We start from the raw sequence: 23,254 nt of genomic DNA on the forward strand, positions 1-23,254 counted from the left end.
TTCAGCAGCATGACGAGGCCCTCGCGGAGGAGCACGTTGTCCTCGGCGATCACGATCCGCACGGCAGCTCCACCTCGAGCGTCGTCCCTTCTCCGCCCCGCCGGTCCCGGCGCCCCCGGTACCGGCGCCGCCCGTCCCGCAGCCGCCGGTCCCGGCGCCGCCGGTGCCGCAGCCGCCCGTCCCGCAGCCGCCCGTGCCCGGGGCGGTCTGGACGGCGGTGGTGACGGCCGACCGCGAGTACTTCAACACGGTGATCGCCGAGGAGGGGCCCGACTCGGCGTCGCTGTCGTTCCCCCCGTACGCGCCCGAGCGGCGGATCCCGCTGGCCGGGCGGGAGGTCCGGATCGGGCGGCGCAGCTCGTCCCGGCCGTCCCCGCCCGAGATCGACCTGCGCGAGCCGCCCGAGGACCCCGGCGTCTCCCACGTCCACGCCGTGCTGCTGGCCAAGCCGGACGGCACCTGGACGCTGGTCGACCCCGGCTCCACCAACCGGACCTGCGTCAACGGGTCCACCGAGCCCATCCCGTACAACGTGGAGGTCCCCGTCGCCGACGGGGACCGCATCCACGTGGGCGCCTGGACCACCATCACGCTCATCCGAGGCGAGGCGACATGACGGCCGTGCAGCAGGCTCCCCCGGCGGGGCCGCCCGCCCCCTCCGCGCAGGCGTCCCCGCCGGCCCGGCAGGGCCCCGCGAGCGGGCGGCTCGCGCGGGTGGACGACGCCCCGCCCACCGGGGTCGCGCGGCTGCTCCCGCGCACGGTCGCGGCCCGCGTCCGGACGCTGACCGCGCTGTCGCTCGTGCTGCTGGTGGCCCTGCTCGGCATCGGCTGGGCGGCGATCGCGAACGCCCGCGAGGGCGTGCGGGTCATCGGGCACGACGCGGGCCCGCAGGTCGTCGCCACCGGCGACCTGTACCTCCAGCTCAGCGACATGGACGCGCAGCTCGCCAACGCGCTGCTGATCGGCAACGCGCCGGGCGGCGGACGCGACCAGGCCCTCAAGCGCTACGACGACAACCGGCAGAAGGCCGGGGACGCGCTGCTGAAGGCCGCCAAGCTCGCCGACGAGACCACCGAGAACAACACCGCCCGCGACCTGCTCGACGCGCTCGGCCGCTACGAGCGCCTCGCCGGGCAGGCGCTGCTGCTCGACCGGCAGACCCCGCACGCGTCCGGGTCGCCGTCGCAGCAGGTCATCGACCTGTACCGGCAGGCGACCGACCTGATGAAGCTCGACCTGCTGCCCAAGGCGTACAACCTGACGCTCGACAACGGGACCCTCGTCCGGCACACCTACGAGGACAAGCGGTCGGCGGTGCTCACGGGCCGCACGGGCCTGCTCGTCGCGGGCGTGGTGCTGCTGGCGACCCTTGCGGGTCTCCAGGTGTACCTGGCCAGGCGCTTCCGCCGCCTGCTGAACGTGCCGCTGGCGGTCGCCACGCTCGGGACGCTGGTCCTGGTAGCGGCGGGCGCCCTGATGCTGACCGGCCAGGCCGACCATCTGCGCAAGGCCAAGGAAGAGGGCTTCGACTCGATCCTGGCGCTGTCGCGGACGCGCGCCATCAGCAACAGCGCGAACGCCGACGAGACCCGGTTCCTGCTGGACCCCGGACGCGCCGACGCCTACGAGCAGGTGTACCTGAGCAAGTCCCAGACCGTCCTCTATCTGAAGGCGGGCAACCTGACGCAGTACAACGCGGCCGTGCAGAAGGGCCTGTCGTTCGAGCCCGGACGGGCGCCGTTCCTCGGCTTCCTCGGCACCGAGGCCAACCGTCCGGCGGAGTCCGCCGAGCAGAAGGCGCGGCTGGTGGACGTCATGAACAAGGCCCTGGGCGCGTACCAGAAGGTCCAGGCCAACGACCGGCGGATGCGCGACCTCGTCAAGGCCGACCAGCGCGACCAGGCCGTCGCGGCGCGCGGCACCGCCGCCGCCGACTACACCCAGTACGACCGCGCCCTGCAGCAGTTGAGCGGCATCCACCAGGACGCGTTCGACGAGGCCGTGACGGACGGCGACGGCGGGACGAGCGGCTGGTACGCCGTGCTGCCGATCGCGGGCGTCGCCATCGCCCTGCTGATGCTCGCCGGGGTGCGGCCCCGGCTGGCGGAGTACCGGTGGTCGAAATGAGGGCGCGGCGCCTCGCGGCGGCCGCCTTCGCCGCGCTGGCGGTCCTCGGCGCGGGCGCGGCGTGCGGCGTCGCGGACGCCGGGGAGATGTCGGTCGCCGACAAGGACGCGCTCGTCATCGGCGTCAACGGCGACCAGCCCGGCGTCGGCATGCGCACCGACGGCGGCGCCTACGAGGGCTTCGACATCGACATCGCCAAGGAGATCGCCGAGCGCCTCGGCGTCCGCGGGCCGGGCGTGCGGTTCAAGCCGGTGTCCTCGGCGACGCGCGAGGACATGCTCCAGCACGGCGACGTCGACCTGGTGGTGGCGAGCTACTCCGTCACCCCGGAGCGCAAGGTGAAGGTCTCGTTCGCGGGCCCGTACTACGTCGCGCACCAGGACATCCTCGTCCGCGCCGCCGACGCCCGGAAGGTCCGGAACATCCACGACCTGCAGGGACGGCGGCTGTGCAAGGTGCGCGGGTCGGTGTCGTTCCCGCGCATCCACGACGAGCAGGGCGTGGCCGCGCTCCCGGTCGAGGAGGACGGCTACTCCGACTGCCTCGCCGACCTCGTCGAGAACCGGCTGGACGCGGTCTCCACCGACGACCTGATCCTCGCGGGCCTGGCGGGCAAAGCGTCCGAAAGCGGCCACAAGCTCACGGTCGTCAACGCGCCGTTCACCGACGAGCCGTACGGCGTCGGCATCCGCAAGAGCGACGTGGACGGCTGCGAGGCGGTGAACAAGGCGATCACGGGGATGTACCAGGACGGCACGGCGGCGCGCCTGCTGACGCGGTGGTTCGGCACCTCCGGACTGAAGATCACCACGACCGTCCCGCAGTTCGAGGGCTGCGTCTGAGCGGCCCCGGGCACGGGCCGCCGATAGCACGGAGCCGCTCGCGGCACGCCGTGAAGCGGGGTTGTCACCACCGTCCGGTCATAGAGATCAGTCGGTTGCGTAAGTTCCGGTCGGCGCGCGTGATCGTAAGTTATGGTCGCGATCAAAACCCGGCCCGGCAATCACCGTCACCCCCCGAGGAGCACCATGACGACGGTCATCCTGGTGGTGATGTGCGTCGTGGTGGCCGCGTTCGAGCTCTACGCCGGCAAGCAGAGCCGGGACCAGGCCAACGCGTTCACCCGCCGGATCGACGAGCTGAACGACCAGGTCACCAAGCAGAACAACGTGCTGGTCACGGTGGGCGAGCAGCTCACCGCCGAGCTGTCGCGGGTCAAGCAGGACGTGCTGCCCGCGCTCGACGGCCGGCTCCGGCAGAACACCGGGCAGGTGGAGGAGCTGGCGGGCCTCGTCCACCAGGCCGACGACTACCTGCGCGCGCAGGCGGGCAGGCTGCGCGAACTGGAGCAGCAGCGGGTCACGCTGGCCGCGCTGCGCCGCAAGCTCGGCGAGGTCGAGACGTCGGTGCGCGCCGTCACCAAGGCGCACGGCGAGTCGGCGTCCGGGAAGGTCGACGCGGCCCTGGACCGGCTCGCCGACATCGAGCGCGGCGGCGCGGAGATCCTGGAGCTGCAGCGCACCCTCACCCGCACCCTGGAGGGCGTCGAGGACGTCGTCGCCGAGCTGCTGCAGTTCACCGAGGGCGAGCTGGACGACACCGTCACCGCCGCGCTCACCGGCCGCCCCCGCGCCCACGGCGACGCCGTCACCGCCACCGGGCGGCTGTGGACCCGCGACGACCAGCTGGAGGACATCCTCACCGAGATGTACGAGCGGTGCGTGCGCGCGAGCCGGCTGAACGTCCGGTTCCGCACCGCCGAGGGCGCGAACGGCACCGCCCCCGGCGGGCCGGAGCGGCGCCGCTACTTCCTGGGCGGGCACGCCTCCGAGGACCTCGCCGGCGTGTTCAGCGCGCTGCTCATCTCCACCGGCGCCGACCTGCCGCACAACGGCGCCCACGAGTCCCGGCGCGGGCTCGCGCGGGTCGAGCCCGGCGTCCCCGCGGGGGTGGAGCCGCCCCGCCCGCCCGAGGACGAGGCGGCCCTGAAATCGCTGCTGCGGACGCTCGCGGAGAGCTCGGGCGCCGTCGCGCAGATCGGCCCGCTGCTCGCCGTCCGGACGCGGGACGAGCTGCTGTGCGCCGTGCTGACTTCCGCGCAGTCGCTGGAGCTGGAGAGCGACGAGGTCTTCTGGGACCCGGCCGCCGCGACCGTCCGGCTGCGGCGGCTGCCGTCCCATCAGCTCTGGGACCTCACCGCCTGGTCCGCCCCGTAGGGCGGGGCGCCGTAGACGCGCACCGTCCGCTCCGCGGGGCCGCCGAGGCGCACGTACAGGGGGCACGCGGCGGTGCGGGTCAGCGGGTCGACCTCGGCGCACAGCCCGATCCCCGCCGCGCGGTCGAGGAACACCACGTTCTCCACCGCGCGCGCGCCGCGCACCGCGTACGGGACGGAGTCGGCGTCGCCGGTGTCGAACAGCTCGTCGAACGTCAGCCGCCGCGCGAACCGCATCAGCGCGCCCGCATCCACGACCCGGCTCCCGATGGCCGCGGCCGGGCCCGCGGCGACGATGCCGAAGCTCGGGTTCTCCCGGCCGCGCACGTAGATCTCCCGGTCCGGTTCGAGGCCGCGCCGGCGGTCGGGCACCTGGACCCCGAACCCGGCGTCGCCCGTCAGGTAGGCGGGCGGGCCGAACCCGCCGGCCGCCGCCGTCCCGTGCCGGACCCGCACCGCGCCCGCGGGCATCTCCCAGCCCGGCAGGTACACGCCGAGGCCGCGCAGCAGCAGCCGCCAGATGGGCCGTCCCGTCACGTCCGGCGCGAACTCCATGGCGACCATCATCCGGTGCGCCGGCTTCCGCCGACAAGATCCTCTCGGGGGGCCAGAGCCCTTACCGCGCCGCCGCTGCGCGCCCGGCACCGCGTCGGCTACCGTTGGACCACCCGGATCATGACGAGGACGCCGCCGTGAATCTGCAGGACATGATGGTGCACCGCGACACCTCGTCGCGGACCGTCGACAAGTACCTGATGTCCTACGAGGGACGCGTCATCGCGGTGCGCCGGCATCCCGCCGTCCTGCTCCCGCCCGCCGCGATCGTCGTCGCCGGGCTCATCGCGTGCGGCGCCGCGAGCGCGTGGACCGGCATCGGCTGGCTCTGGGCGCTGTGGCTGATCGCCGTCGGCTACCTCGCCTGGAAGGTCCTCGCCTGGTCGATGGAGTTCTTCCTGGTCACCGAGCACCGGGTGATGGTGGTCAAGGGCGTCCTCAACCGGGACGTCGTGATGATGCCGCTGTCCAAGGTCACCGACATCACGCTGAACCGGTCCATGGTCGGCCGCCTGTTCGGCTACGGGGAGTTCCGCACCGAGTCCGCGGGCCAGAAGCAGTGGCTGAAGAGCGTCAACTTCATGCCGTACCCGGAGCAGCTCTACCTGGAGGTCTCCTCCGTCATCTTCGGCACGACCGACGCCTCGCCCGACTGAGCGGCCCGGCGCCGCGTCCGGCCGCCGCCTACCGTCAACCGCCTGCCGCCTGCCGCCTGCCGCCTGCCGCCTGCCGGCGGTCGTCAGGAGTCGAAGCCGAGACCGAGGCGGTCGAGGGTGCGGAGCCAGAGGCTGCGGCGGCCGGCGTTGCGGTCGGCGCGGGCGATCTCGCGGCGGGTCAGCTCGATGACGCCGTACCGGAGCGGCTCCGGCGGGAACGGGACGGGCTTGGACCGCACCATCGCCAGCCGTGTCCGCTCGGTCTCCTCCCCGGGCGCGAGGCCGACGCGCAGGAGGTCGAGCATGACGTCCGCGCCGAAGCGGGTGGCTCCGACGCCCAGGCCGGTGTAGCCGGCGGCGTAGGCGAGCCTGCCGCCGTAGGCGGTCCCGAAGAACGCGCAGAAGCGGCTGCACGTGTCGATGACACCGCCCCAGGCGTTGGTGAAGCGGATCCCTTCGAGCTGGGGGAACGTCTCGAAGAAGTGCCGCGCGAGCGTCTCGAACGTGGCGGGACGGTCCTCCAGCGCCGGCTTCATGCCGTTGCCGTAGTGGTAGACGGCGTCGTAGCCGCCCCACAGGATCCGGTCGTCGGCGGTGAGCCGGTAGTAGTGGAACTGGTTGGCGCTGTCGCCGATGCCCTGGCGGTGCCGCCAGCCGATGGCGTCGCGCTGGGCGGCGGTGAGCGGCTCGGTCATCAGCGCGTAGTCGTACACCGGGACGACGAAGTTGCGGAGCCGCTTCACCAAAGGCGGGAACGCGCCGGTGCCGAGCGCGACCCGGCGCGCGGTGACCGTCGCGCCGCTGGGGGTCGTCAGACGGAGCGTGCGCCCCTCGGAGCGCACACCCGTGACGCGGGTGCCCTCATGGACGCGGACGCCGAGGGACCGGCACGCGTCCGCGAGGCCCCAGGCGAGCTTGGCCGGGTGCACCATCGCGGTGGAGGCCGGGTTCCACAGGCCCGCGTGGTAGGTCGGTGAGTCGACCTCGGCGCGGACGGCGTCCCGGTCCAGGAGGACGGGCTTCCAGCCGAGCCCAGCCGCCGTCGCCGCGGCCTCTTCGAGCGCGGGGACCTGCCACTCCTCGGTCGCGACGTCCATCTCGCCGGTGAGCTCCCACTCGGCGTCGATCCCGTACCGCGCGAGGGTGGCGCCGATGGCGGCGAGGTTGTCGCGGCCGAGGCGTTCGAGGACCGGCATGTCGTCCGGCCACCGTCCCGCGCCGTTCTCCAGGCCGTGCGTGAGGCTGGCCGAGCAGAAGCCGCCGTTGCGCCCGGACGCGGCCGCACCGATCCGGCCGGCCTCCAGCACGACCACGTCCAGGGACGGGTCGCGCTCCTTGGCGAGCAGGGCCGTCCAGAGCCCGCTGTAGCCGCCGCCGATGACGGCCAGGTCGCACGTCAGTGCATCCTGCAGCGCGGGCTCGGCGGCGGGGCGTGCTGCGTCCTGGAGCCAGAACGGCCGCCGCTCGGCGTCGGCGAGCGCCCTCACGATGTCCATCTCGTCCCCCGGTGTCGGCGTCGTCAGGTCATGCGGTGTCGCGAGCGGTATCCCGGGCGGGGCGGCGCCGTCAGCGGGCGGCGCGGATGTTGCGGCGCGCCGAGATGACCGCGATGAGGACGCCGACCGCGAAGATGAGCGTGCCCATCACGTTCACCTGCGGCGGCGTGCCCGTCCGGGTGGAGCCGTAGATCCACAGCGGGAAGGTGACGGTGGCGCCGCTGGTGAAGTTGGTGATGATGAAGTCGTCGATCGACAGCACGAACGCCAGCAGCGCCCCCGCCAGCACCCCCGGCATGATCATCGGCAGCGTGACCAGGCGGAACCGCGTCCACGGTCCGGCCCCGAGGTCCTGCGCCGCCTCCTCCACCGCCGGGTCGAGGCCGACGACGCGGGCCCGGACGGTCACGGCGACGAACGCGATCGAGAACATCACGTGCGCCACGAGGATCGTCAGGTAGCCGCGCGGCAGGTTGAAGGTGACGAACATCGACAGCAGCGACGCGCCCATCACGATCTCCGGGCAGGAGATCGCCATGAACAGCACCAGGTTCGTCGAGCCCTTGCCGCGGAACCGGTAGCGGCCGAGCGCGAGCCCCGCGAACGTCCCGAGGACCGTGGTGATCAGCGTGCTGAGCAGGGCGATCGTCAGCGAGTTGACGACGGCGGTGGTGAGGTCGCTCTTGTCGAACAGGTGCCGGTACCACTTGAGCGTGAAGCCCTGCCACTCGAAGTTCTGCTTGCTGCGGGTGTCGTTGAACCCGAACAGGATCATGATCGCGATCGGCAGGATCAGCCAGGCGATCAGCACCAGCGTGTAGACGTGCAGGCCGGAGACCTTCCGGCGCGGGCGCGCCGCCGGGGGCTTCGCCCTCGCGTCCGGGGACTCCGGGGTCTCCGGGGTGGTGAGCGTCGTCATCGTCCCGCCGCCTCCAGAACGTCCTGCGTGCCGAGGGTGCGCGCGTAGGCGAAGATCCCGACGAGCAGGATCGCCATCAGCGAGAACGACAGCGCCGACGCCATCGGGTAGGCGCTGTTGTTGAAGTACTCGGTCTGGATCACGTTGCCGATCATGGTGTTCTGGGGGCCGCCGAGCACCTCGGCGTTGACGTAGTCGGACGACACCGGCACGAACGTCATGATCACGCCGGCGAAGACGCCCGGCAGCGACAGCGGCAGGATCACCTTCGCGAACGCCTGCACGCGGCTCGCGTACAGGTCGTAGGCCGCCTCGACCACGCGGTGGTCGATCCGCTCCAGCGCCACGTAGATCGGCAGCACCATGAACGGCAGGAAGTTGTAGGTGAGCCCGGAGACGACCGCGAGGCCCGTGTCCAGGATGTGGAAGTCGTCCGGGACGATCCCGCTGTGGCGCAGCGGCCCGAGGACGGGGCCGTTGTCGGTCAGCACCAGCTTCCACGACACCGTCCGCAGGATGAACGAGACGAAGTACGGGAGCAGGAGCAGGAACAGGTACGTCGACTTGTGCCGGCCGCCGCGGAACGCGATCCAGTACGCGGCCGGGTAGGCGATCGCGATGCACGCCGCCGTCGCCAGGAACCCGTACCAGAGCGACCGGACGAACTTGTCGCCGTAGGTGTCGAGCCCGTCGACGTAGTTCTGCCAGTGGAACGTCTGCCGGAACCCGTCGATCAGGTTGCCCGTCTGCAGCGACAGGGACACCATCAGCACCATCGGGACGAGGAAGAACGCCGCCATCCACAACCCGCTCGGCAGGATCATGAGATACGGCGCGAGCCGTCCCCGGCCCGGCGGCCGGCCCCGCTCCCCCCGCGCCATCACGACCCCTTGGCGATGGGCTCGAAGATCTTCTGGTACTCGGCCTCCTCGGCCTGGGTGAGCCTGCGGTAGTGCCGCAGCTTCGCCAGGTCGTCCTGCGTCGGGAAGATCAGCGGGCTGGTGCTGAGCCGGGTCAGGTCCTTCTTGTCGTCGCCCGTGGCCGCGGCCGCCTTCTGCTTCAGCAGCTCCTGCGTGGACGGGATCGGCGGCATGTAGTTGATGAACTCGGTCAGCGGGACGTTGTTCTCCGGGACGTACAGCCAGTCCATGAGCGCCAGCGCGTCCACCGGGTTCTCGGCCGTCTTCGGGATGCACAGGTTGTCGGTCCAGATCGTGCCGCCCTCCTTGGGCACCACGAACTTCACGTCCGGACTGGTGAGGCTGTAGACGTCACCGGACCACGCCATCGTCATCCACACGTCGCCCTTGCTGACGGCGTCCACGTAGTCCTGGCTGTAGTACTTGCGGACGATGCCCTTGTCGCGCTGCTCGCGCAGCTTCGCCGCGGCCTTCTCCCAGTCGGCCTTCGTCGACTTCTCCGGGTCGACGCCGAGCAGGAACATCCCGAAGTTCCCGAGCTCCTGCGAGTCGGCCATCATGCCGACCTTGCCCTTGTACTTCGCGTCGAAGAGCTGCACGATGCTCGTGATCTCCTCGTCGACGTACTTGGTGTTGTACGCGATGCCGGTGACGCCCGACTCGTACGGGATCGTGTGCGCGTTTCCGGGGTCGTACGACGGGTTCTTGAACGACTCCCCCGCGTTCTTCTGGAAGTTCGGCAGCTTCGCCAGGTCGAGCGGCGCCAGGTAGCCGAGCTGGCGGCACTGCTCCAGCTGGATGCCGTTCGTCATCACCATCAGGTCGAACCCGATGGACTGGCCCGCCGACAGCGGCGCCTGGATCTTGCCGAACCACGGGCCCATCTCCTGGATGACCTCCTTGTAGGTCACCTTGATGCCCGTCTCCTTCTCGAACGCCTTGATCGTCTCCCGGTCGTCCTGCATGTAGCCCGGCCAGTTCGCCCAGTTGAGGCTGCCCTTCTTGGCCTTGTCCGCCCAGAACTTCTGCACGTCGGTCTGGCTGACCTTCTCCTTGCCGCCCTGCCCCTGCACGCCGCAGGCGGACAGCGCGAGGCCCGCCCCCGCGGCGCCCATCATCCGCAGGACGTCCCGCCGGGCGTAGCTGGACCGTGCCAGGCGCGGCCGCGTGAGACCGCGCAGGAAGGCGGGATCGATGTTGCTCACTGGGGGGCTCCTATGGCGTAAGAGTGGCGCGGGTCCCACGACAGCCAGACGGTGTCGCCGCGGGCGGCGATGTCGTCGGCGGACGTGGCGTTCTGCAGGAAGACGACGACGTCGGCTCCGGCGGCGGTGGTGATGTTGTAGTTCGTCGACGTCCCGAGGTACACGACCTCGGTCACGGTGCCGCGGACGCCGCACAGGCCGTCCGCCGGCCGCTCCGGCCCGATGCCGATCTTCTCGGGCCGGACGGTCAGCTCCAGCCGCTCCCCCGCCGCGACCGCCAGACCGTCCCGCACCGGCACCTCGATACGGCCGTCCGCGCCGTAGGAGATCACCGCGGTCCCCGGCCCGGTCTCGGCGACCTCCCCGCCGAGCAGGTTGGACGTCCCGATGAACCCGGCCACGAACCGCGACGCGGGATGCTCGTAGATCTCCCGCGGCGTGCCGAGCTGCTCGATCAGCCCGTCGTTCATGACGGCGATGCGGTCCGACATCGTCAGCGCCTCGCCCTGGTCGTGCGTCACGTACACGAACGTGATGCCGACCTCCCGCTGGATCCGCTTCAGCTCGACCTGCATCGCCTGCCGCAGCTTCAGGTCGAGCGCGCCGAGCGGCTCGTCCAGCAGCAGGGCGCGCGGCCGGTTCACCAGCGCGCGGGCCAGCGCGACCCGCTGCTGCTGGCCGCCGGACAGCTCGGCGGGACGGCGCTTCTCCCGTCCCGCCAGGTCGACGATGCCCAGCATGTCGCCGACCCGCCGGGTGATCTCGGCCTTCGGCACGCCGCGCCGGCGCAGCCCGAACGCGACGTTCTCGAACACGCTCATGTGCGGGAACAGCGCGTAGGACTGGAACACCATGTTCACGTCGCGCCGGTTGGGCGGCACGCCGGTGACGTCCCGCCCGTGCAGGCGCACCCGGCCCGCCGTCGGCTCCTCGAAACCGGCGATCATGCGCATCGTCGTCGTCTTGCCGCAGCCGGACGGGCCGAGCAGCGAGAAGAACTCGCCCTGCGCGATCTCCAGGTCGACGCCGCGGACCGCGGCCACGGTCTCGCCATGGGCGTGGTACGCCTTCTGCACTCCCGCGAGCTCGATGGCGGGGAGGGTGCGCCCCGGGTCTTCGCGCGCCGGGGCCTGCTGGGTCTCGGTCATGGCGGGTCTTCCTTCACGGGCTCGTACGGACGGTCAGCCGCCGATGTAGTGCATGACGTGCTTGACGCGGGTGTAGTCCTCGATGCCGTACATCGACATGTCCTTGCCGTAGCCGGAGTGCTTGAAGCCGCCGTGCGGCATCTCCGACACGAACGGGATGTGGGTGTTGACCCACACGGCGCCGAAGTCGAGCGCCTTCGTCATGCGCATGGCGCGGCCGTGGTCCCGCGTCCACACGCTCGCCGCCAGGCCGTACTTGACGCCGTTCGCCCAGGCGACGGCCTGCTGCTCGTCCGAGAAGCCCTGCACCGTGATGACCGGCCCGAACACCTCGTTCTGCACCATCTCGTCGTCCTGCTTCAGGCCGCCGACGACGGTCGGCGCGAAGAAGTAGCCGCGGTCGCCGACGCGCTCCCCGCCTGCCAGGACCTCCGCGTGGCCCGGCGCCCTGTCGATGAACCCCTGCACACGGGCCAGCTGGTTCTCGTTGTTGACCGGCCCGTAGTAGGCGTCGGCGTCGCTCGGCGGCCCCACCACCGTGCCCTTGGCGGCCTCGACGAGCGCCTCGGTGAACTCGCCCCGCAGCCGCTCGGCGACGAGCACCCGCGTCGCGGCGGTGCAGTCCTGCCCGGCGTTGAAGTACCCCGCCTCGGCGATGCCGGTCGCGGCGGCCTCGACGTCGGCGTCGTCGAACACCACCACCGGCGCCTTGCCGCCCAGCTCCAGATGGACCCGCTTGAGGTCCTTGGCCGCCGCCGCGGCGACCTCCATCCCGGCCCGGACGCTGCCGGTGATGGACACCATCTGCGGCGTGGGGTGCTCCACCAGCGCGCGGCCGGTGTCCCGGTCACCGCAGATCACGTTGAAGACGCCCGGAGGCAGGAACTCCGCCGCGATCTCCGCCAGCATCAGCGTGCTCGCCGGCGTCGTCTCGGACGGCTTCAGCACCACCGTGTTGCCCGCCGACAGCGCCGGACCGAACTTCCAGACCGCCATCATCATCGGGTAGTTCCACGGCGTGACCTGCGCGCACACCCCGATCGGCTCGCGCCGGACCGACGACGTGTGGTCCGCCATGTACTCGCCGGTCGCCTTGCCCTCCAGGACCCGCGACGCCCCGGCGAAGAACCGGAGGTTGTCCACCATCGGCGGCATCTCCTCGTCCAGGGTCAGCTGGACGGGCTTGCCCGTATCGCGGACCTCCGCCTCGACGAGGTCCTGCGCGCGCGCCTCGACGGCGTCCGCGAACCGCAGCATCGCCAGGCTCCGCTCCGCCGGCGTGGCGTCGCGCCAGGCGGGGAACGCGTCGGCCGCCGCGCGGAACGCCGCGTCGACGTCCGCGGCGCCGGACACCGGGGCCTCCGCGTACACCTCGCCGGTGCTCGGATCGACCACCTCCAGCGTCCGCCCGTCCTTGGCGTCCACGTACTCGCCGCCGATAAAGTTGCGCAGCCGCTCGCCGCTCATCCTCAGGTCCCTCCTGGGCACCGGTGCCCGTTGTGTCCTGTAGGCCCAGACCCTTACAGACGACTCCCCCCATTACAAGTGATTCCGTTGTTACGATCCAGTTTCGCGACTGATTCACTTGACGCAGACGCCTCACACTCTCGATGCCGCAGCTAGGAGACCAACTCATGGATCGCGCAGCACGCGTCCAGCTCGACGAGACCGCGAAGCACATCATCGAGCAGCTCCAGCAGGACGGCCGCCGCTCCTACGCCGCCATCGGCAAGGCCGTCGGCCTCTCCGAGGCCGCCGTCCGCCAGCGCGTCCAGAAGCTCCTCGACACCGGCGTCATGCAGATCGTCGGCGTCACCGACCCGCTCATGCTCGGCTTCTCCCGGCAGATGATGATCGGCGTCAAGTGCGAGGGCGACCTGGAGAAGATCGCCGACGAGCTCGCCGACCTCCCCGAGATCGACTACGTCGTCATCACCGCCGGCTCGTTCGACATCCTCGTCGAGCTCGTCTGCGAGGACGACGAGCGCCTCCTGGAGCTCCTCGGGCGCATCCGCGCCGTCCCCGGCGTCGTCTCCACCGAGAGCTTCGTCTACCTGAAGCTCCGCAAGCAGACCTACTCCTGGGGAACGCGCTGACCCCGCGCACTTCTCGTTCTCAATGGGGATGTCCCGGCACCACCGCACGGCGTACGTTGAGATGCCGTAAGGAGGGAGATCGGCCATGCCCGAGCCGGTCCGCCAGGACCTTCCCGCCACCGAGCGCATCGCCTTCCCGACCTCCGCCGACCAGTACCTCGTGATCCGCAAGGCGGCGGAGCTGATCGGCTGGACGGTCACCGACTACGTCCTGTCCACGGCCCTGGACCGGGCCGAACGCGACCTCTACGAACACGCGGCCGCCCAGGAGGCGCCGCCCGAGCCGGACATGGCCGCCCCCTGCACCGCCGTCCTGACGGCCCTGGCCGCACCCGCGGTCAACCTGAGCTGAGAGCCCCGCCCAAGCGCTCGGCGTACTCGGCCGCCTCCGCGTCCGACGCGTACTTCTGCCTCGGCCAGAAGAACCCGCGCAACCCGTCCTTGCGGTTGCGCGGGACCACGTGCACATGCAGGTGCGGCACGCTCTGACTGACCCGGTTGTTCATCGCCACGAACGACCCGGCCGCACCGAGCACCGACTCCATCGCCCCCGCGAGCCGCTGCGCATACCCGAAGAACGGCCCGAGGAACTCCCCGGGCAGATCGGTGAGCGTCTCATAATGCTCCCGCGGCACCAGCAGCGTATGGCCCTTGAACAGGGGCCGCGCATCAAGGAACGCCATCACATCGGGCTCGTCCAGCACCACATGCGCCGCCCGCTCCCCTTTGACGACTTCGCAGAACACACACCCACCCATCCCCCCATCCTCCCCCACCGCCGCCAGCCAGGAAGAAGCCAAGTCCCAAACTCCCCCACGCGGACGCGGTGACCGGTTAACGGCGTCCTTATGGGGGTGCGCCTACGGTGTGGTGTTCATGCGGCTGGAGAACGTCGCCTTTCGTTACCGGCGGAGGGACCCCTGGGTGCTCAGGGATGTCACCCTGGCCCTCTCCGCGGGAAGCGTCACCGAAGTGACCGGCCACAACGGTGCCGGGAAATCGACGCTGCTCCGTGTGATCGCCGGATTGCGGAGGCCGCGTGGGGGCGTCGTCATGGAGCGGCCGGCGCGAGTCGGGTACGCGCCCGAGCGTTTCCCTGTGGACCAGCCGTTCAGTGTGCGCGGGTACCTGGGGCACATGGCCGCCATCCGCGGGGTGCCGGAGGACGCGGTCAGTGCGTGGTCGGAGCGGCTCCGCTTCGACCACCTCCTCGATGTGCGGCTCTCCGAACTGTCGAAGGGCAGCGCCCAGAAGGTCGGGCTCGCGCAGGCCCTCATGGGCGACCCGCAACTCCTGGTCCTGGACGAACCCTTCGCGGGCCTGGACGCGGTCACTCGCGATGAACTCCCCGCGCTGATCTCCGAACTCGCCGCCGGCGGCACCACCGTGGTCGTCAGCGACCACCAGCGCTGCATCGAGACCCTGCCCGGCATCGACCGGCTGCGGGTGGCCGACGCATCGGTGACCCGCCTCGCCGGCGAGACCAACGAGAGCGACAAGACCGGCGAGAGCGGCAAGATCGGCGAGAGCGACGAGTGGACCGTCCTCGAGGTGGAAGTGCCCGAAGACGAGGCCGACACCGTGGAGACCAAGCTGCGCGCGGACGGCTATCGAGTGCGGAGGCCCGAAAGGTGATCGCGCTCGTCCGGTTCCAGGTCGCGGGCTACGTCCGTTCGCTGCGCGTCCTGCACCCCCTCATCCTCGTGTTCCTCTTCGTGGCGCTTGTCCTCTTCCAGGGACCGAGCGGGCCCGATGCCGCCGACCTCGCCGCCATGACCTTCGCGGACGTGGCGGCCGTCATGTTCCCCGTGTGGGCCTGGGCTGCGCGCGCGTTGCTCGACACCGCGCCCGACGAACAGCGGGCCCTGACGGCGACCGCCGTCCGCCGCCCGTCCATCCCCGTCTGGGCGGGGCTCCTCGCCGCCTACGGCGTGAACCTCTGCCTGGGCGCCGTCGCCTTGGCCGTCCCTCTCCTGCACGCCGTCCAAGCCGGCTCTCCCGGCTCGGCCGTCTTGATGGGTCTCGGGCTGAACGTCCTTGTCGCCGTCCCGGGGACTCTGCTCGGTGCCTGCACGAGCCGCGCCCTCATCCCCGACCCGGGTGTCTCGCTGCTCACGCTCCTCGGCGGCGCCGTCGCGATTCTCCTCCTCGGCATCGGCCCGCTGGCCTGGCTCTCCGTCCCGATGATCGAATGGTTGCGCGCGGCCCATGACGGCCCTGACACCTTCATTTCCGACTTCCCCGCCATAGCCCTGCACCTACTCATCTGGTCTCTGGTCGTCGGCCTCTTCTACCTCACGGTTGCCCGCCGCACCGCAGCCACGTAGAGCGTTTAGCTCCGGGTGGCACTTCACCACGCACAGCAAGCGCAACGCTCCTCGCGGCGCGGGCGAAGACGCCTGCCCTCCGGTTGACGGTGGCCCGTCGACCCCCGCCCGACGATGAAGAACCCGGAGAAGCCGGGCGGCCCACGCAGCCACATGGGCAGTCCCCCTGTGCGACTCACTCAGTAACCGCACCCGTCCCTAACAGCGCCATAGCGAACCCAACCCTCACACCGCTGTTTGTGGATGCCTTCCGGTCGGTGTTGCCTGAGGAGGCTGTTTCGGCGGGGGCGGTCTTGGTTTGGGTGCCTCAGGCGGCTTGAAGGCTCAGCCAGGTTTCCTCCAGAGGGGTGTTCTGGCGGTTGCAGAAGTAGACGCGGCCCGGGTCGCCCCAGTACCAGCCAAGGCGAGGGTCGGAGTCGAGCTGGAGCAGGAGCTGCCACTCCTCTACGGTGCGCTGCTCATCAGGCGTGAGCGCCGGGGACTGGAGGGACGTCAAAGTGCGGCCCGTCGAGGCGTACAGGCAGTCGGGGCCCAGGGGGCGTTGGACGAGGGCGGGCCATCCCCCGAGTTGGTGTGCCGGCGTGTCGTCCGGCCATGTGTGGCGCGTCCACGCGGCGTGGAGTTGCACGTACACGGGCAGCACCCCGCTGTAGATGTTCTCCAGGCGCTGGACGGCGGGCTCCTGGGGTGAGGGCAGGGAGAGGAACGGGGTGGCGTTCAGGGTGATCTTGGGGGGCGTGGTCGTCTTGGGCGGTGGCGTCGCCTCTCGGAGGGTGCCGGTGAAGACGCGCCAGCCGTCCCGGTGGGCGGGCTCGTTGCCCCAGGGGCGCGGGATCTCGGTGGCGTAGTAGAACGCGGTCGTGCCGGTGGCGGGAATGCCGGGGATCTTGCCGAAGCCCGCGAGGTCGGCGAAATCGATCGCGCCGAGGAAGTCGAGGGGGCGGCCGTTCCACTCCGGCCACGTCTCCCCCGGCGGGAGGAGCGGCGCGCCGCCGAGGTGGACGGGCACCCCGTCGCCGGCGCCGAGTCGCAGCGCCGGCTTGGCCAGCGGCAGCAGGACGGCCGTGATCTCCGGTGAGAGGAAGGCTTCGAGGAGGAGGCGGAGCCGGCGGAAATGCGCGATGAGATCGTCCATGCACGTAGCGTGACGCGGGCGGGGCGGGGTGCGCAGCATCCGCCGAAATTGTGGATAACTTCGGTCAGCGTTCCAGGGCGGAGGCGAGCTGCACCAGGAAGCGGTCGACCTCCTGCTCGTCGTAACCGGGCCCCAGCCGGACGACCCGGAAGGCGCATTCCCGTACATCGCGGGCGCTCACCGGCGGGGCGGACCCGCGCAGGCCGGCGACGACGCGGTCCAGGAAGGCGTCCACGTCCCGAACGTCGTAGCCGGTGCGCAGGCCGGCGCTGGAGAACCGGGCGTTCTGGATCCAGTTGATCAGCCAGGACGGCTGCGCGCGCGGGCGCCCGGGGCGTTCCGCGATCGGTCCCCGAGCCTGGAGCTCCCTGATGCACTCGCGCAGCAGTTCGTCCACCGCGCGGTGGTCGTAACCGCGCAGGACGACGTCGAAGCGCGTCGCGCGCACCTCCTCCACGGAGACCGGAGGCCCGCCGTCCAGCGCCTGCGCGACCCGCCGCAGCAGGGTGTCGACCTGGTGCCGGTCATAGCCGCGCATGACCACCGGCAATCGCGCGCTCGTCCTCACCGGTACCGTGCTCCTCACCCCGCGCGCGGGACGCGAGGGGCACGCCCGCGGCGCGCTCAGTCCCTGGTCGACGCGGCGAGCTGGCCGCAGGCCCCGTCGATCTCCCTGCCCCGAGTGTCGCGCACCGTGACCGGGACCCCGTGGGCCTCCAGGCGGCGGACGAACTCGCGCTCGTCCTCGGGCCGGGAGGCGGTCCACTTGGAACCCGGCGTCGGATTCAACGGGATCAGATTGACGTGAACGAGATTCCCGCGCAAGAGCCTGCCGAGAAGGTCCGCCCGCCACGCCTGGTCGTTGACGTCCTTGATGAGGGCGTACTCGATCGACACGCGGCGCCCGCTGCGGTCGGCATAGGCCCATGCCGCGTCCAGGACCTCGGACACCTTCCAGCGGTTGTTGATGGGGACGAGGTCGTCCCTCAGCTCGTCGTCAGGCGCGTGCAAGGACACCGCCAGCCGGACGGACATGTCCTCGGCGGCGAGCTTCTCGATCGCCGGAACGAGCCCGACCGTGGAGACGGTCACCGAACGCTGGGAGATGCCCAGGCCGGCGGGTGCCGGATCTGTGATCCGGCGTACCGCGCCAATGACCGCCTTGTAGTTGGCCAAGGGCTCGCCCATGCCCATGAAGACGATGTTGGAGACCCGACCGGGCCCACCGGGGATGCGCCCGCGCGCGAGTGCGCGCGCGCCGGCGGCGACCTGCTCGACTATCTCGGCGGTGGAGAGGTTGCGTGTCAGTCCCGCCTGCCCGGTCGCACAGAAGGGGCAGTTCATGCCACAACCTGCCTGGGACGAGACGCACATCGTGGCCCGGTCCGGGTAGCGCATCAGCACCGACTCGAACAGGACGCCGTCGAAGGCCTTCCAGACCGTCTTGAGGGTCGTCCCACCGTCGCAGTCCAGTTCGCGGACGGGGGTCAGCAGCGAGGGCAGAAGCTCGGAGACCAGGCGTTCGCGGACGGCGGCCGGCAGATCCGTCATCTCGGCGGGGTCGTCCACCAGGCGGGTGAAGTAGTGCCGTGACAGCTGGTCCGCGCGGAACGGCTTCTCCCCCAGCTCGGTGACCGCTTCGCGGCGCTCCGCGCTGGTGAGGTCGGCGAGGTGCCTCGGCGGCTTGCCGCGCCTGGGCGCGGCGAAGACGAGCTTCGCCGGGGTCTTCTTGGGCGCGGCACCGGTCGTGGCGGGCTGGGTCGTAGACATGGTCCTCCCAGTGTCGCAAACACCGGCCTGTGCATCGTCCGTCCACGGGCGGCGCCCCGACGCGTAAGACGACATTCCTGCACATGACCTTGTGTAGGACTAAGGTCTCGATCATGTCGGTTTTGCGTAGGGGCGGTGTCTCGTCCCGTGGGTCCGCGGCCAAGCTCGTCCACGCCGCGGCGAGCCCGTACGGCAGTCGGCGGCTCGTCGTCGAGACCGACGGCGACGTCACCGCGGCCTATCTGAAGGACGCGCGCGACTCCGTGGTCGGGGCCACTTGGGTCGCGAACCACCGCAAGGCCCCTCAGGAACTGGACCAGTCCCGCCTGGACACGGGAGACCCGCCCCTCCTGCCGGAATCCCACGTGCGCCACCCGTCCGGACGCAAGGCGCTGGACGGCGATTCCCTGGAGGTCGTGTGGTTCGAGGAGGGCGACGGTGTCGCCGTCCTCGAGGCGGGCGATCCGCTGTTCGTGATCCCCGGATGGTCGGACATGGGGCGCGGCATCCCCGGATACGCGCGCGACGCGGCGCGCCAGAGCCCCTTCGCGTTCCCGCTGGACGAGGAGATCGAGGACTTCGGGCCGCGCATCGAGCAGGCGCGCGAGCACTGGAAGCGGTGCCGCGCCGACGGTTCCTGGGCGGAGTTCCAGCAGTCGATACTCGGCCACTTGCTGCAACGTCTCGGCCCAAGTGGCCACTACTGGCACGACGTAGGACGGCAACTGGCGGGCGGCAGGGCGGCGGCCTACCCGACCGTAGGCGTTTCGGAGCGTCCGGCAAGGAGCGACCGGGACTTCACCGTCCTGAGCACCGTCGGGATGAGCCGCCAGCGCATGCCCACGGTCGAACTGTACGAAGACGACGTCGCCCCCTATGGGCGGATCGAACTCGCCGTCGCCAGCACACTGCCCAGCCAGAAGGCCGGCAGCATCTTCCCCTGGCTGGCCCAGTACCCATGGCGGTCGGTGACCTGGTTCGCCCCAGGGGACGTCGTGAAGTGGTACCACGAGGCCCGCACGTTCCCGCTGAGCAGTGGCGAGTCGTCCTGGGAGGGCGTCCTGCTCCTGGACGACCCGACCCGTTTGGCCGGCCCTGCAGCCCCCGGGATGACCGGCCTCACGCTCAACGGCGACGCCGTCCGGTGGCTGTGGCTCGTACCCATCACCGGTGAGGACCACCGCTACGCGAAGAGCGAGGGCTCGGACGCGCTCATACGGCGCCTAGCGCACCAGGGCCGTTCCTGGGTCATCTCCTAGCTCGGCAGGAACAGCTCCAAGAGAAGCCACACAACGGGGGCCGTCGCGACCAGCGAGTCGAGGCGGTCCATCACCCCGCCGTGGCCGGGAAGGAGCGTTCCCATGTCCTTGATGCCGAGGTCCCGCTTGATCATCGACTCGACGAGGTCGCCGGCGGTCGCGGTGACCACGGCGGCGAGCCCGATGAGCACGCCCTGCCACACCTGGCCGCCGTCCAGCAGCCACCAGACCAGCCACCCGCCGACCGCCATGCAGGTGATCGCCGAACCGGTGACGCCCTCCCAGGTCTTCTTGGGGCTGATCGTGGGGGCCAGCTTGTGCTTGCCGAGGAAGGACCCGGCGAAGTAGCCGCCGATGTCGCTGGCGACGGTCGTGGCGATGAAGACGACGATGCGGTGGTCGCCGTCGTCCGGGCGCATGAGCAGGGCGACGATGCCGCCCATCAGCACCAGGTAGCCGGCCACGAGCGACCCTGCGGCGACGTCGCGCACGTACCCGTCGGCGCCTTCGGTCATCCGCGTCATCAGCAGGGCCAGCACCGTGAGGGACACTGCCGCCACAGCGGCCGTGGGGCCCCACACGTACGCGACGACCGGAGTACCGACCATTCCGGTCGCGACCGGAATGAACGGGACACGGATGTCGCGGCTCTTGAGCGCCTCGGTCAGCTCCCGCATGCCGAGGAAGAGGAACACGACCATCACGCCAAGGAAGATCTCCTTGACGGTGTAGAGCGACAGCAGAACGAGCGAGCCCAGGCCGACGCCGACGCCGATGGCGAGTGGCAGGTTGCGGCCGGTCTTGCTCTCCCGCTTGCCCCCAGGGGGCTCGGAGGGCGTCCCAGAGGAGATCCCAGCGGGTGCATCGGGGGATGCGGGGGACGTGTCGGCGGGCGTCCCGGGGGACGCCTCAGGGGGCACCGCGGCGGTGGCGCCGGCGGACGGAACGTCCGCCGAGGGCGCCTGCTCAACGGATCCGTCCTGCTCAGAGGGCGAGTCCAGAGCTTCTCCGGGGGGTGGGCCGGCCATGTGGGCCTCCGGCTCGTCCGGGGAGCCGACGGGCTCCCCGGCGTCGTCGCGTTCCATCAAACTTCGAGCAGTTCGGCCTTCTTGTGCTCGAGCAGCTCGTCGATCTGCGCCACGTAGCGATGCGTCGTGTCGTCGAGCTCCTTCTCGGCACGCCGCACCTCGTCCTCACCGGCCTCGCCGTCCTTGGCGAGCTTGTCGAGGGCGTCCTTGGCGCGGCGCCGGATGTTGCGGATGGAGACCCGGCTCTCCTCCGCCTTCGTCCCGGCGACCTTGATGAGGTCCCGGCGGCGCTCCTCCGACAGCTCGGGGAACACGACCCGGATCACGTTGCCGTCGTTCGTCGGGTTGACGCCGAGGTCGCTGTCGCGGATCGCCTTCTCCACCGCCTGCGTGGACGACTTGTCGAACACCTGGACGATGACCATCCGCGGCTCGGGCAGCGTGAACGACGCGAGCTGGTTGATCGGCGTCGGCGTCCCGTAGTACTCGGCGGTGATCTTGTTGAACATCGCGGGGGTGACCCGGCCGGTGCGGATGGCCTGGAAGTCCTCCTTGGCGACCGCGACCGCCTTCTCCATCTTCTCCTCGGCCTCGAGGAGGGTCTCGTCGATCACTGTGACTCCCATGTCATCTGGTCGGCCCTGCTCCTGCGGTTGCACGGTGCGCTGGGCACCGGCGCGGACTGCGGTCAGCCCTGGGCCGGGCTGACCAGCGTGCCGATCTTCTCACCCCGGACGGCCCGGACGATGTTGCCCTGCCCCATGAGATCGAAGACCACGATGGGGAGCGCGTTGTCCATGCAGAGACTGATGGCCGTGGCGTCCATGACCTTCAGGCCCCGCTGTAGAACTTCACCGTAATCCAAACGGTCGAACTTGACCGCGTCTGGATTCTTTCGTGGATCGGCGTCGTACACACCGTCCACCTGCGTCGCCTTCAGCACCGCTTCCGCACCGATCTCCAGCGCGCGCTGGGCGGCGGTGGTGTCGGTGGAGAAGAAGGGCTGTCCGAGGCCCGCGCCGAAGATGACCACGCGGCCCTTCTCCAGGTGCCGTATGGCGCGCCTCGGGATGTAAGGCTCGGCCACCTGGCTCATGGTGATGGCGGTCTGCACCCGCGTGTCCAGCCCGAGCTTCTCCAGGAAGTCCTGCAGGGCGAGGCAGTTGATGACGGTGCCGATCATGCCCATGTAGTCGGCGCGGCCGCGGTCCATGCCGCGTTCGGCCATGACGGCGCCGCGGAACATGTTGCCGCCGCCGCAGACGACCGCCACCTGCACGCCGTCCCGGACGGCCTCGGCGATGGCCTCGGCGACGTGCTGGACGACCGCGGGGTCGATGCCGAGCGGGTCGCGTCCGGCGAACGCCTCGCCCGAGAGCTTCAGCAGGACCCGCTTCCAGCCGGCACGCGGCGCGTGCCCGCCGGGCGCGTGCCCGGCGGACGACGAGGCCGCCGTCGCGCTAGTGGTCGTCTTGTCCGGCACGTCGGCGGCCTCCTCGTTGCGTTGCGATGTCTCGGGTACCCGTCTCCAGAGTGCCCTTACGCCTGCCCGACCTTGAAGCGGGCGAAGCGGACGACCTTCACCCCGGCCTCGTCGAGGACCTTGGCGATCGTCTTCTTGTTGTCCTTCACGAACGCCTGCTCCACGAGGACGAAATCGCGGAAGTAGGCGTTCACCCGGCCCTCGACGATCTTGGGGATGGCCTGCTCGGGCTTGCCCTCGTCGCGGGTGAGCTGCTCGGCGAGCGCCCGCTCCTTCTCGATCGCCTCGGCGGGGATCTCCTCGCGGGTGAGGTACTTCGGCGCCATCGCGGCGATCTGCTGCGCGATGTCCTTGGCGACCTCGGCGTTCTCGCTGTCCAGTTCGACCAGCACACCGGTGGTCGGCGGCAGGGACGGGTCGGACTTGTGCAGGTAGCTGGCCACGTACGCGCCCTGGAAGTGGGCGAAGCGGCGCAGCTCCAGCTTCTCGCCGATCTTGGCGCTGTTCTCCTCGATCAGGGCCTGGACGGTCTTGCCGGGCTCGATCTCGGCGCCGAGCAGCGCGGCGGCGTCGGCGGCGCCGCTGCCGGCGGCGAACTCGACAAGGCGCTGGGCCAGCTCGATGAACTGCGCGTTCTTGGCGACGAAGTCGGTCTCGCAGTTGAGCTCCAGCAGCGAGCCGTCGCCCGAGCCGTTGAAGTGCTCGGCGACGAGGCCGTTGGCGGCGGTGCGCTCGGCGCGCTTGCCGACGTCCTTGGCGCCCTTGAGACGCAGCAGCTCGGTCGCCTTCTCGAAGTCGCCGTCCGCCTCGGTGAGGGCGTTCTTCACGGCCATCATGCCGGAGCCGGTCAGGTCGCGGAGCCGCTTGACGTCAGCGGCGGTGAAGTTGGCCATCGCTCTCTTCGCTTCTCTC

Annotated in this window: 25 protein-coding genes; 10 read left to right on the plus strand and 15 right to left on the minus strand. The window is 70.7% G+C overall.

Annotated elements, in window-relative coordinates; all coding sequences use genetic code 11:
* Window positions 1-163: 163 nt before the first annotated feature.
* The 4 genes from AB0K34_RS25040 to AB0K34_RS25055 all read left to right on the plus strand — a co-directional run bounded on the left by AB0K34_RS25040 (window position 164) and on the right by AB0K34_RS25055 (window position 4,346).
* Window positions 164-616: an FHA domain-containing protein gene (locus AB0K34_RS25040; RefSeq protein WP_364551174.1), complete on the plus strand. Its 453-nt coding sequence runs from the start codon at window positions 164-166 to the stop codon at window positions 614-616.
* Window positions 613-2,130: a hypothetical protein gene (locus AB0K34_RS25045; protein ID WP_301175643.1), complete on the plus strand. Its 1,518-nt coding sequence runs from the start codon at window positions 613-615 to the stop codon at window positions 2,128-2,130. Before AB0K34_RS25040 ends, AB0K34_RS25045 begins: the two co-directional genes overlap by 4 nt.
* Window positions 2,127-2,972 carry a glutamate ABC transporter substrate-binding protein gene (locus tag AB0K34_RS25050; RefSeq protein WP_138640986.1) on the plus strand — a complete coding sequence of 282 codons (846 nt, stop codon included), beginning with the start codon at window positions 2,127-2,129 and terminating at the stop codon, window positions 2,970-2,972. The genes AB0K34_RS25045 and AB0K34_RS25050 overlap by 4 nt, the downstream gene beginning before the upstream one ends.
* 186 nt (window positions 2,973-3,158) lie before the next feature.
* Window positions 3,159-4,346 carry a hypothetical protein gene (locus AB0K34_RS25055; protein ID WP_364551176.1) on the plus strand — a complete coding sequence of 396 codons (1,188 nt, stop codon included), beginning with the start codon at window positions 3,159-3,161 and terminating at the stop codon, window positions 4,344-4,346.
* Here AB0K34_RS25055 and AB0K34_RS25060 read toward each other — a convergent pair.
* On the minus strand, window positions 4,310-4,900 hold the full coding sequence (locus AB0K34_RS25060) for a hypothetical protein (protein ID WP_240808487.1): 591 nt from the start codon (window positions 4,898-4,900) through the stop codon (window positions 4,310-4,312). The genes AB0K34_RS25055 and AB0K34_RS25060 overlap by 37 nt on opposite strands.
* Before the next feature lie 137 nt (window positions 4,901-5,037).
* On the opposite strand from AB0K34_RS25060, the gene AB0K34_RS25065 reads away from it, so the two are divergent.
* Window positions 5,038-5,556, plus strand: a complete 519-nt coding sequence (locus AB0K34_RS25065) for a PH domain-containing protein (RefSeq protein WP_301175645.1) — start codon at window positions 5,038-5,040, stop codon at window positions 5,554-5,556.
* A gap of 83 nt (window positions 5,557-5,639) precedes the next feature.
* Here AB0K34_RS25065 and AB0K34_RS25070 read toward each other — a convergent pair whose 3' ends face one another.
* The 6 genes from AB0K34_RS25070 to AB0K34_RS25095 form a co-directional block, all read right to left on the minus strand.
* Window positions 5,640-7,052, minus strand: coding sequence for an FAD-dependent oxidoreductase (locus AB0K34_RS25070; protein ID WP_301175646.1), 1,413 nt, complete (start codon window positions 7,050-7,052; stop codon window positions 5,640-5,642).
* Between the two features lie 70 nt (window positions 7,053-7,122).
* Entirely contained in the window at window positions 7,123-7,971 is an 849-nt protein-coding gene (locus tag AB0K34_RS25075) for an ABC transporter permease (RefSeq protein ID WP_364551179.1), read from the minus strand.
* Entirely contained in the window at window positions 7,968-8,852 is an 885-nt protein-coding gene (locus AB0K34_RS25080; RefSeq protein WP_364551181.1) for an ABC transporter permease, read from the minus strand. Before AB0K34_RS25080 ends, AB0K34_RS25075 begins: the two co-directional genes overlap by 4 nt.
* Window positions 8,852-10,096, minus strand: a complete 1,245-nt coding sequence (locus tag AB0K34_RS25085; RefSeq protein ID WP_364551183.1) for a spermidine/putrescine ABC transporter substrate-binding protein — start codon at window positions 10,094-10,096, stop codon at window positions 8,852-8,854. The genes AB0K34_RS25080 and AB0K34_RS25085 overlap by 1 nt, the downstream gene beginning before the upstream one ends.
* The gene (locus AB0K34_RS25090; protein WP_364551185.1) at window positions 10,093-11,244 is read right to left on the minus strand and encodes an ABC transporter ATP-binding protein; all 1,152 of its coding nucleotides are present in this window, start codon (window positions 11,242-11,244) and stop codon (window positions 10,093-10,095) included. Before AB0K34_RS25090 ends, AB0K34_RS25085 begins: the two co-directional genes overlap by 4 nt.
* Window positions 11,245-11,277: 33 nt before the next feature.
* Entirely contained in the window at window positions 11,278-12,711 is a 1,434-nt protein-coding gene (locus AB0K34_RS25095) for a gamma-aminobutyraldehyde dehydrogenase (RefSeq protein WP_138641861.1), read from the minus strand.
* Window positions 12,712-12,878: 167 nt separating this feature from the next.
* On the opposite strand from AB0K34_RS25095, the gene AB0K34_RS25100 reads away from it, so the two are divergent.
* Both AB0K34_RS25100 and AB0K34_RS25105 read left to right on the plus strand, forming a co-directional pair.
* Window positions 12,879-13,340 carry an Lrp/AsnC family transcriptional regulator gene (locus tag AB0K34_RS25100; protein ID WP_240808584.1) on the plus strand — a complete coding sequence of 154 codons (462 nt, stop codon included), beginning with the start codon at window positions 12,879-12,881 and terminating at the stop codon, window positions 13,338-13,340.
* Window positions 13,341-13,425: 85 nt separating this feature from the next.
* Entirely contained in the window at window positions 13,426-13,692 is a 267-nt protein-coding gene (locus AB0K34_RS25105) for a DUF1778 domain-containing protein (protein ID WP_138641863.1), read from the plus strand.
* On the opposite strand, the gene AB0K34_RS25110 is transcribed toward AB0K34_RS25105, so the two are convergent.
* Window positions 13,679-14,140, minus strand: a complete 462-nt coding sequence (locus AB0K34_RS25110) for an HIT family protein (protein ID WP_364551189.1) — start codon at window positions 14,138-14,140, stop codon at window positions 13,679-13,681. The genes AB0K34_RS25105 and AB0K34_RS25110 overlap by 14 nt on opposite strands.
* 76 nt (window positions 14,141-14,216) lie before the next feature.
* Here AB0K34_RS25110 and AB0K34_RS25115 point away from each other — a divergent pair, with 76 nt between their 5' ends.
* Window positions 14,217-14,975 (plus strand): ATP-binding cassette domain-containing protein, encoded by a 759-nt coding sequence (locus AB0K34_RS25115; RefSeq protein WP_138641482.1) that lies wholly within the window; start codon window positions 14,217-14,219, stop codon window positions 14,973-14,975.
* Window positions 14,972-15,667, plus strand: a complete 696-nt coding sequence (locus tag AB0K34_RS25120; RefSeq protein ID WP_138641481.1) for a hypothetical protein — start codon at window positions 14,972-14,974, stop codon at window positions 15,665-15,667. The genes AB0K34_RS25115 and AB0K34_RS25120 overlap by 4 nt, the downstream gene beginning before the upstream one ends.
* 307 nt (window positions 15,668-15,974) lie before the next feature.
* Here AB0K34_RS25120 and AB0K34_RS25125 read toward each other — a convergent pair whose 3' ends face one another.
* The 3 genes from AB0K34_RS25125 to rlmN all read right to left on the minus strand — a co-directional run bounded on the left by AB0K34_RS25125 (window position 15,975) and on the right by rlmN (window position 18,572).
* The gene (locus tag AB0K34_RS25125) at window positions 15,975-16,802 is read right to left on the minus strand and encodes a YwqG family protein (RefSeq protein ID WP_171069446.1); all 828 of its coding nucleotides are present in this window, start codon (window positions 16,800-16,802) and stop codon (window positions 15,975-15,977) included.
* A 64-nt stretch (window positions 16,803-16,866) separates the two neighbouring features.
* Window positions 16,867-17,370, minus strand: a complete 504-nt coding sequence (locus AB0K34_RS25130) for a DivIVA domain-containing protein (RefSeq protein WP_138641479.1) — start codon at window positions 17,368-17,370, stop codon at window positions 16,867-16,869.
* A 56-nt stretch (window positions 17,371-17,426) separates the two neighbouring features.
* Window positions 17,427-18,572, minus strand: coding sequence for a 23S rRNA (adenine(2503)-C(2))-methyltransferase RlmN (gene rlmN, locus AB0K34_RS25135; protein WP_138641478.1), 1,146 nt, complete (start codon window positions 18,570-18,572; stop codon window positions 17,427-17,429).
* Between the two features lie 113 nt (window positions 18,573-18,685).
* On the opposite strand from rlmN, the gene AB0K34_RS25140 reads away from it, so the two are divergent.
* Complete coding sequence (locus AB0K34_RS25140) at window positions 18,686-19,831, plus strand: suppressor of fused domain protein (RefSeq protein ID WP_138641477.1); 1,146 nt, start codon at window positions 18,686-18,688, stop codon at window positions 19,829-19,831.
* Here the strand turns inward: AB0K34_RS25140 and AB0K34_RS25145 are convergent.
* The 4 genes from AB0K34_RS25145 to tsf form a co-directional block, all read right to left on the minus strand.
* Complete coding sequence (locus tag AB0K34_RS25145) at window positions 19,828-20,916, minus strand: phosphatidate cytidylyltransferase (RefSeq protein WP_364551195.1); 1,089 nt, start codon at window positions 20,914-20,916, stop codon at window positions 19,828-19,830. The genes AB0K34_RS25140 and AB0K34_RS25145 overlap by 4 nt on opposite strands.
* Window positions 20,916-21,473, minus strand: coding sequence for a ribosome recycling factor (gene frr / locus AB0K34_RS25150; protein WP_138640485.1), 558 nt, complete (start codon window positions 21,471-21,473; stop codon window positions 20,916-20,918). Before frr ends, AB0K34_RS25145 begins: the two co-directional genes overlap by 1 nt.
* Window positions 21,474-21,547: 74 nt before the next feature.
* Window positions 21,548-22,246: a UMP kinase gene (gene pyrH, locus AB0K34_RS25155; protein ID WP_240808408.1), complete on the minus strand. Its 699-nt coding sequence runs from the start codon at window positions 22,244-22,246 to the stop codon at window positions 21,548-21,550.
* 152 nt (window positions 22,247-22,398) lie between these two features.
* The gene (gene tsf, locus AB0K34_RS25160) at window positions 22,399-23,235 is read right to left on the minus strand and encodes a translation elongation factor Ts (RefSeq protein WP_138640477.1); all 837 of its coding nucleotides are present in this window, start codon (window positions 23,233-23,235) and stop codon (window positions 22,399-22,401) included.
* Window positions 23,236-23,254 lie beyond the last annotated feature (19 nt).

It is taken from the genome of Actinomadura sp. NPDC049382 (genome assembly GCF_040677125.1).
Classification (GTDB): Bacteria; Actinomycetota; Actinomycetes; order Streptosporangiales; family Streptosporangiaceae; genus Spirillospora; species Spirillospora geliboluensis.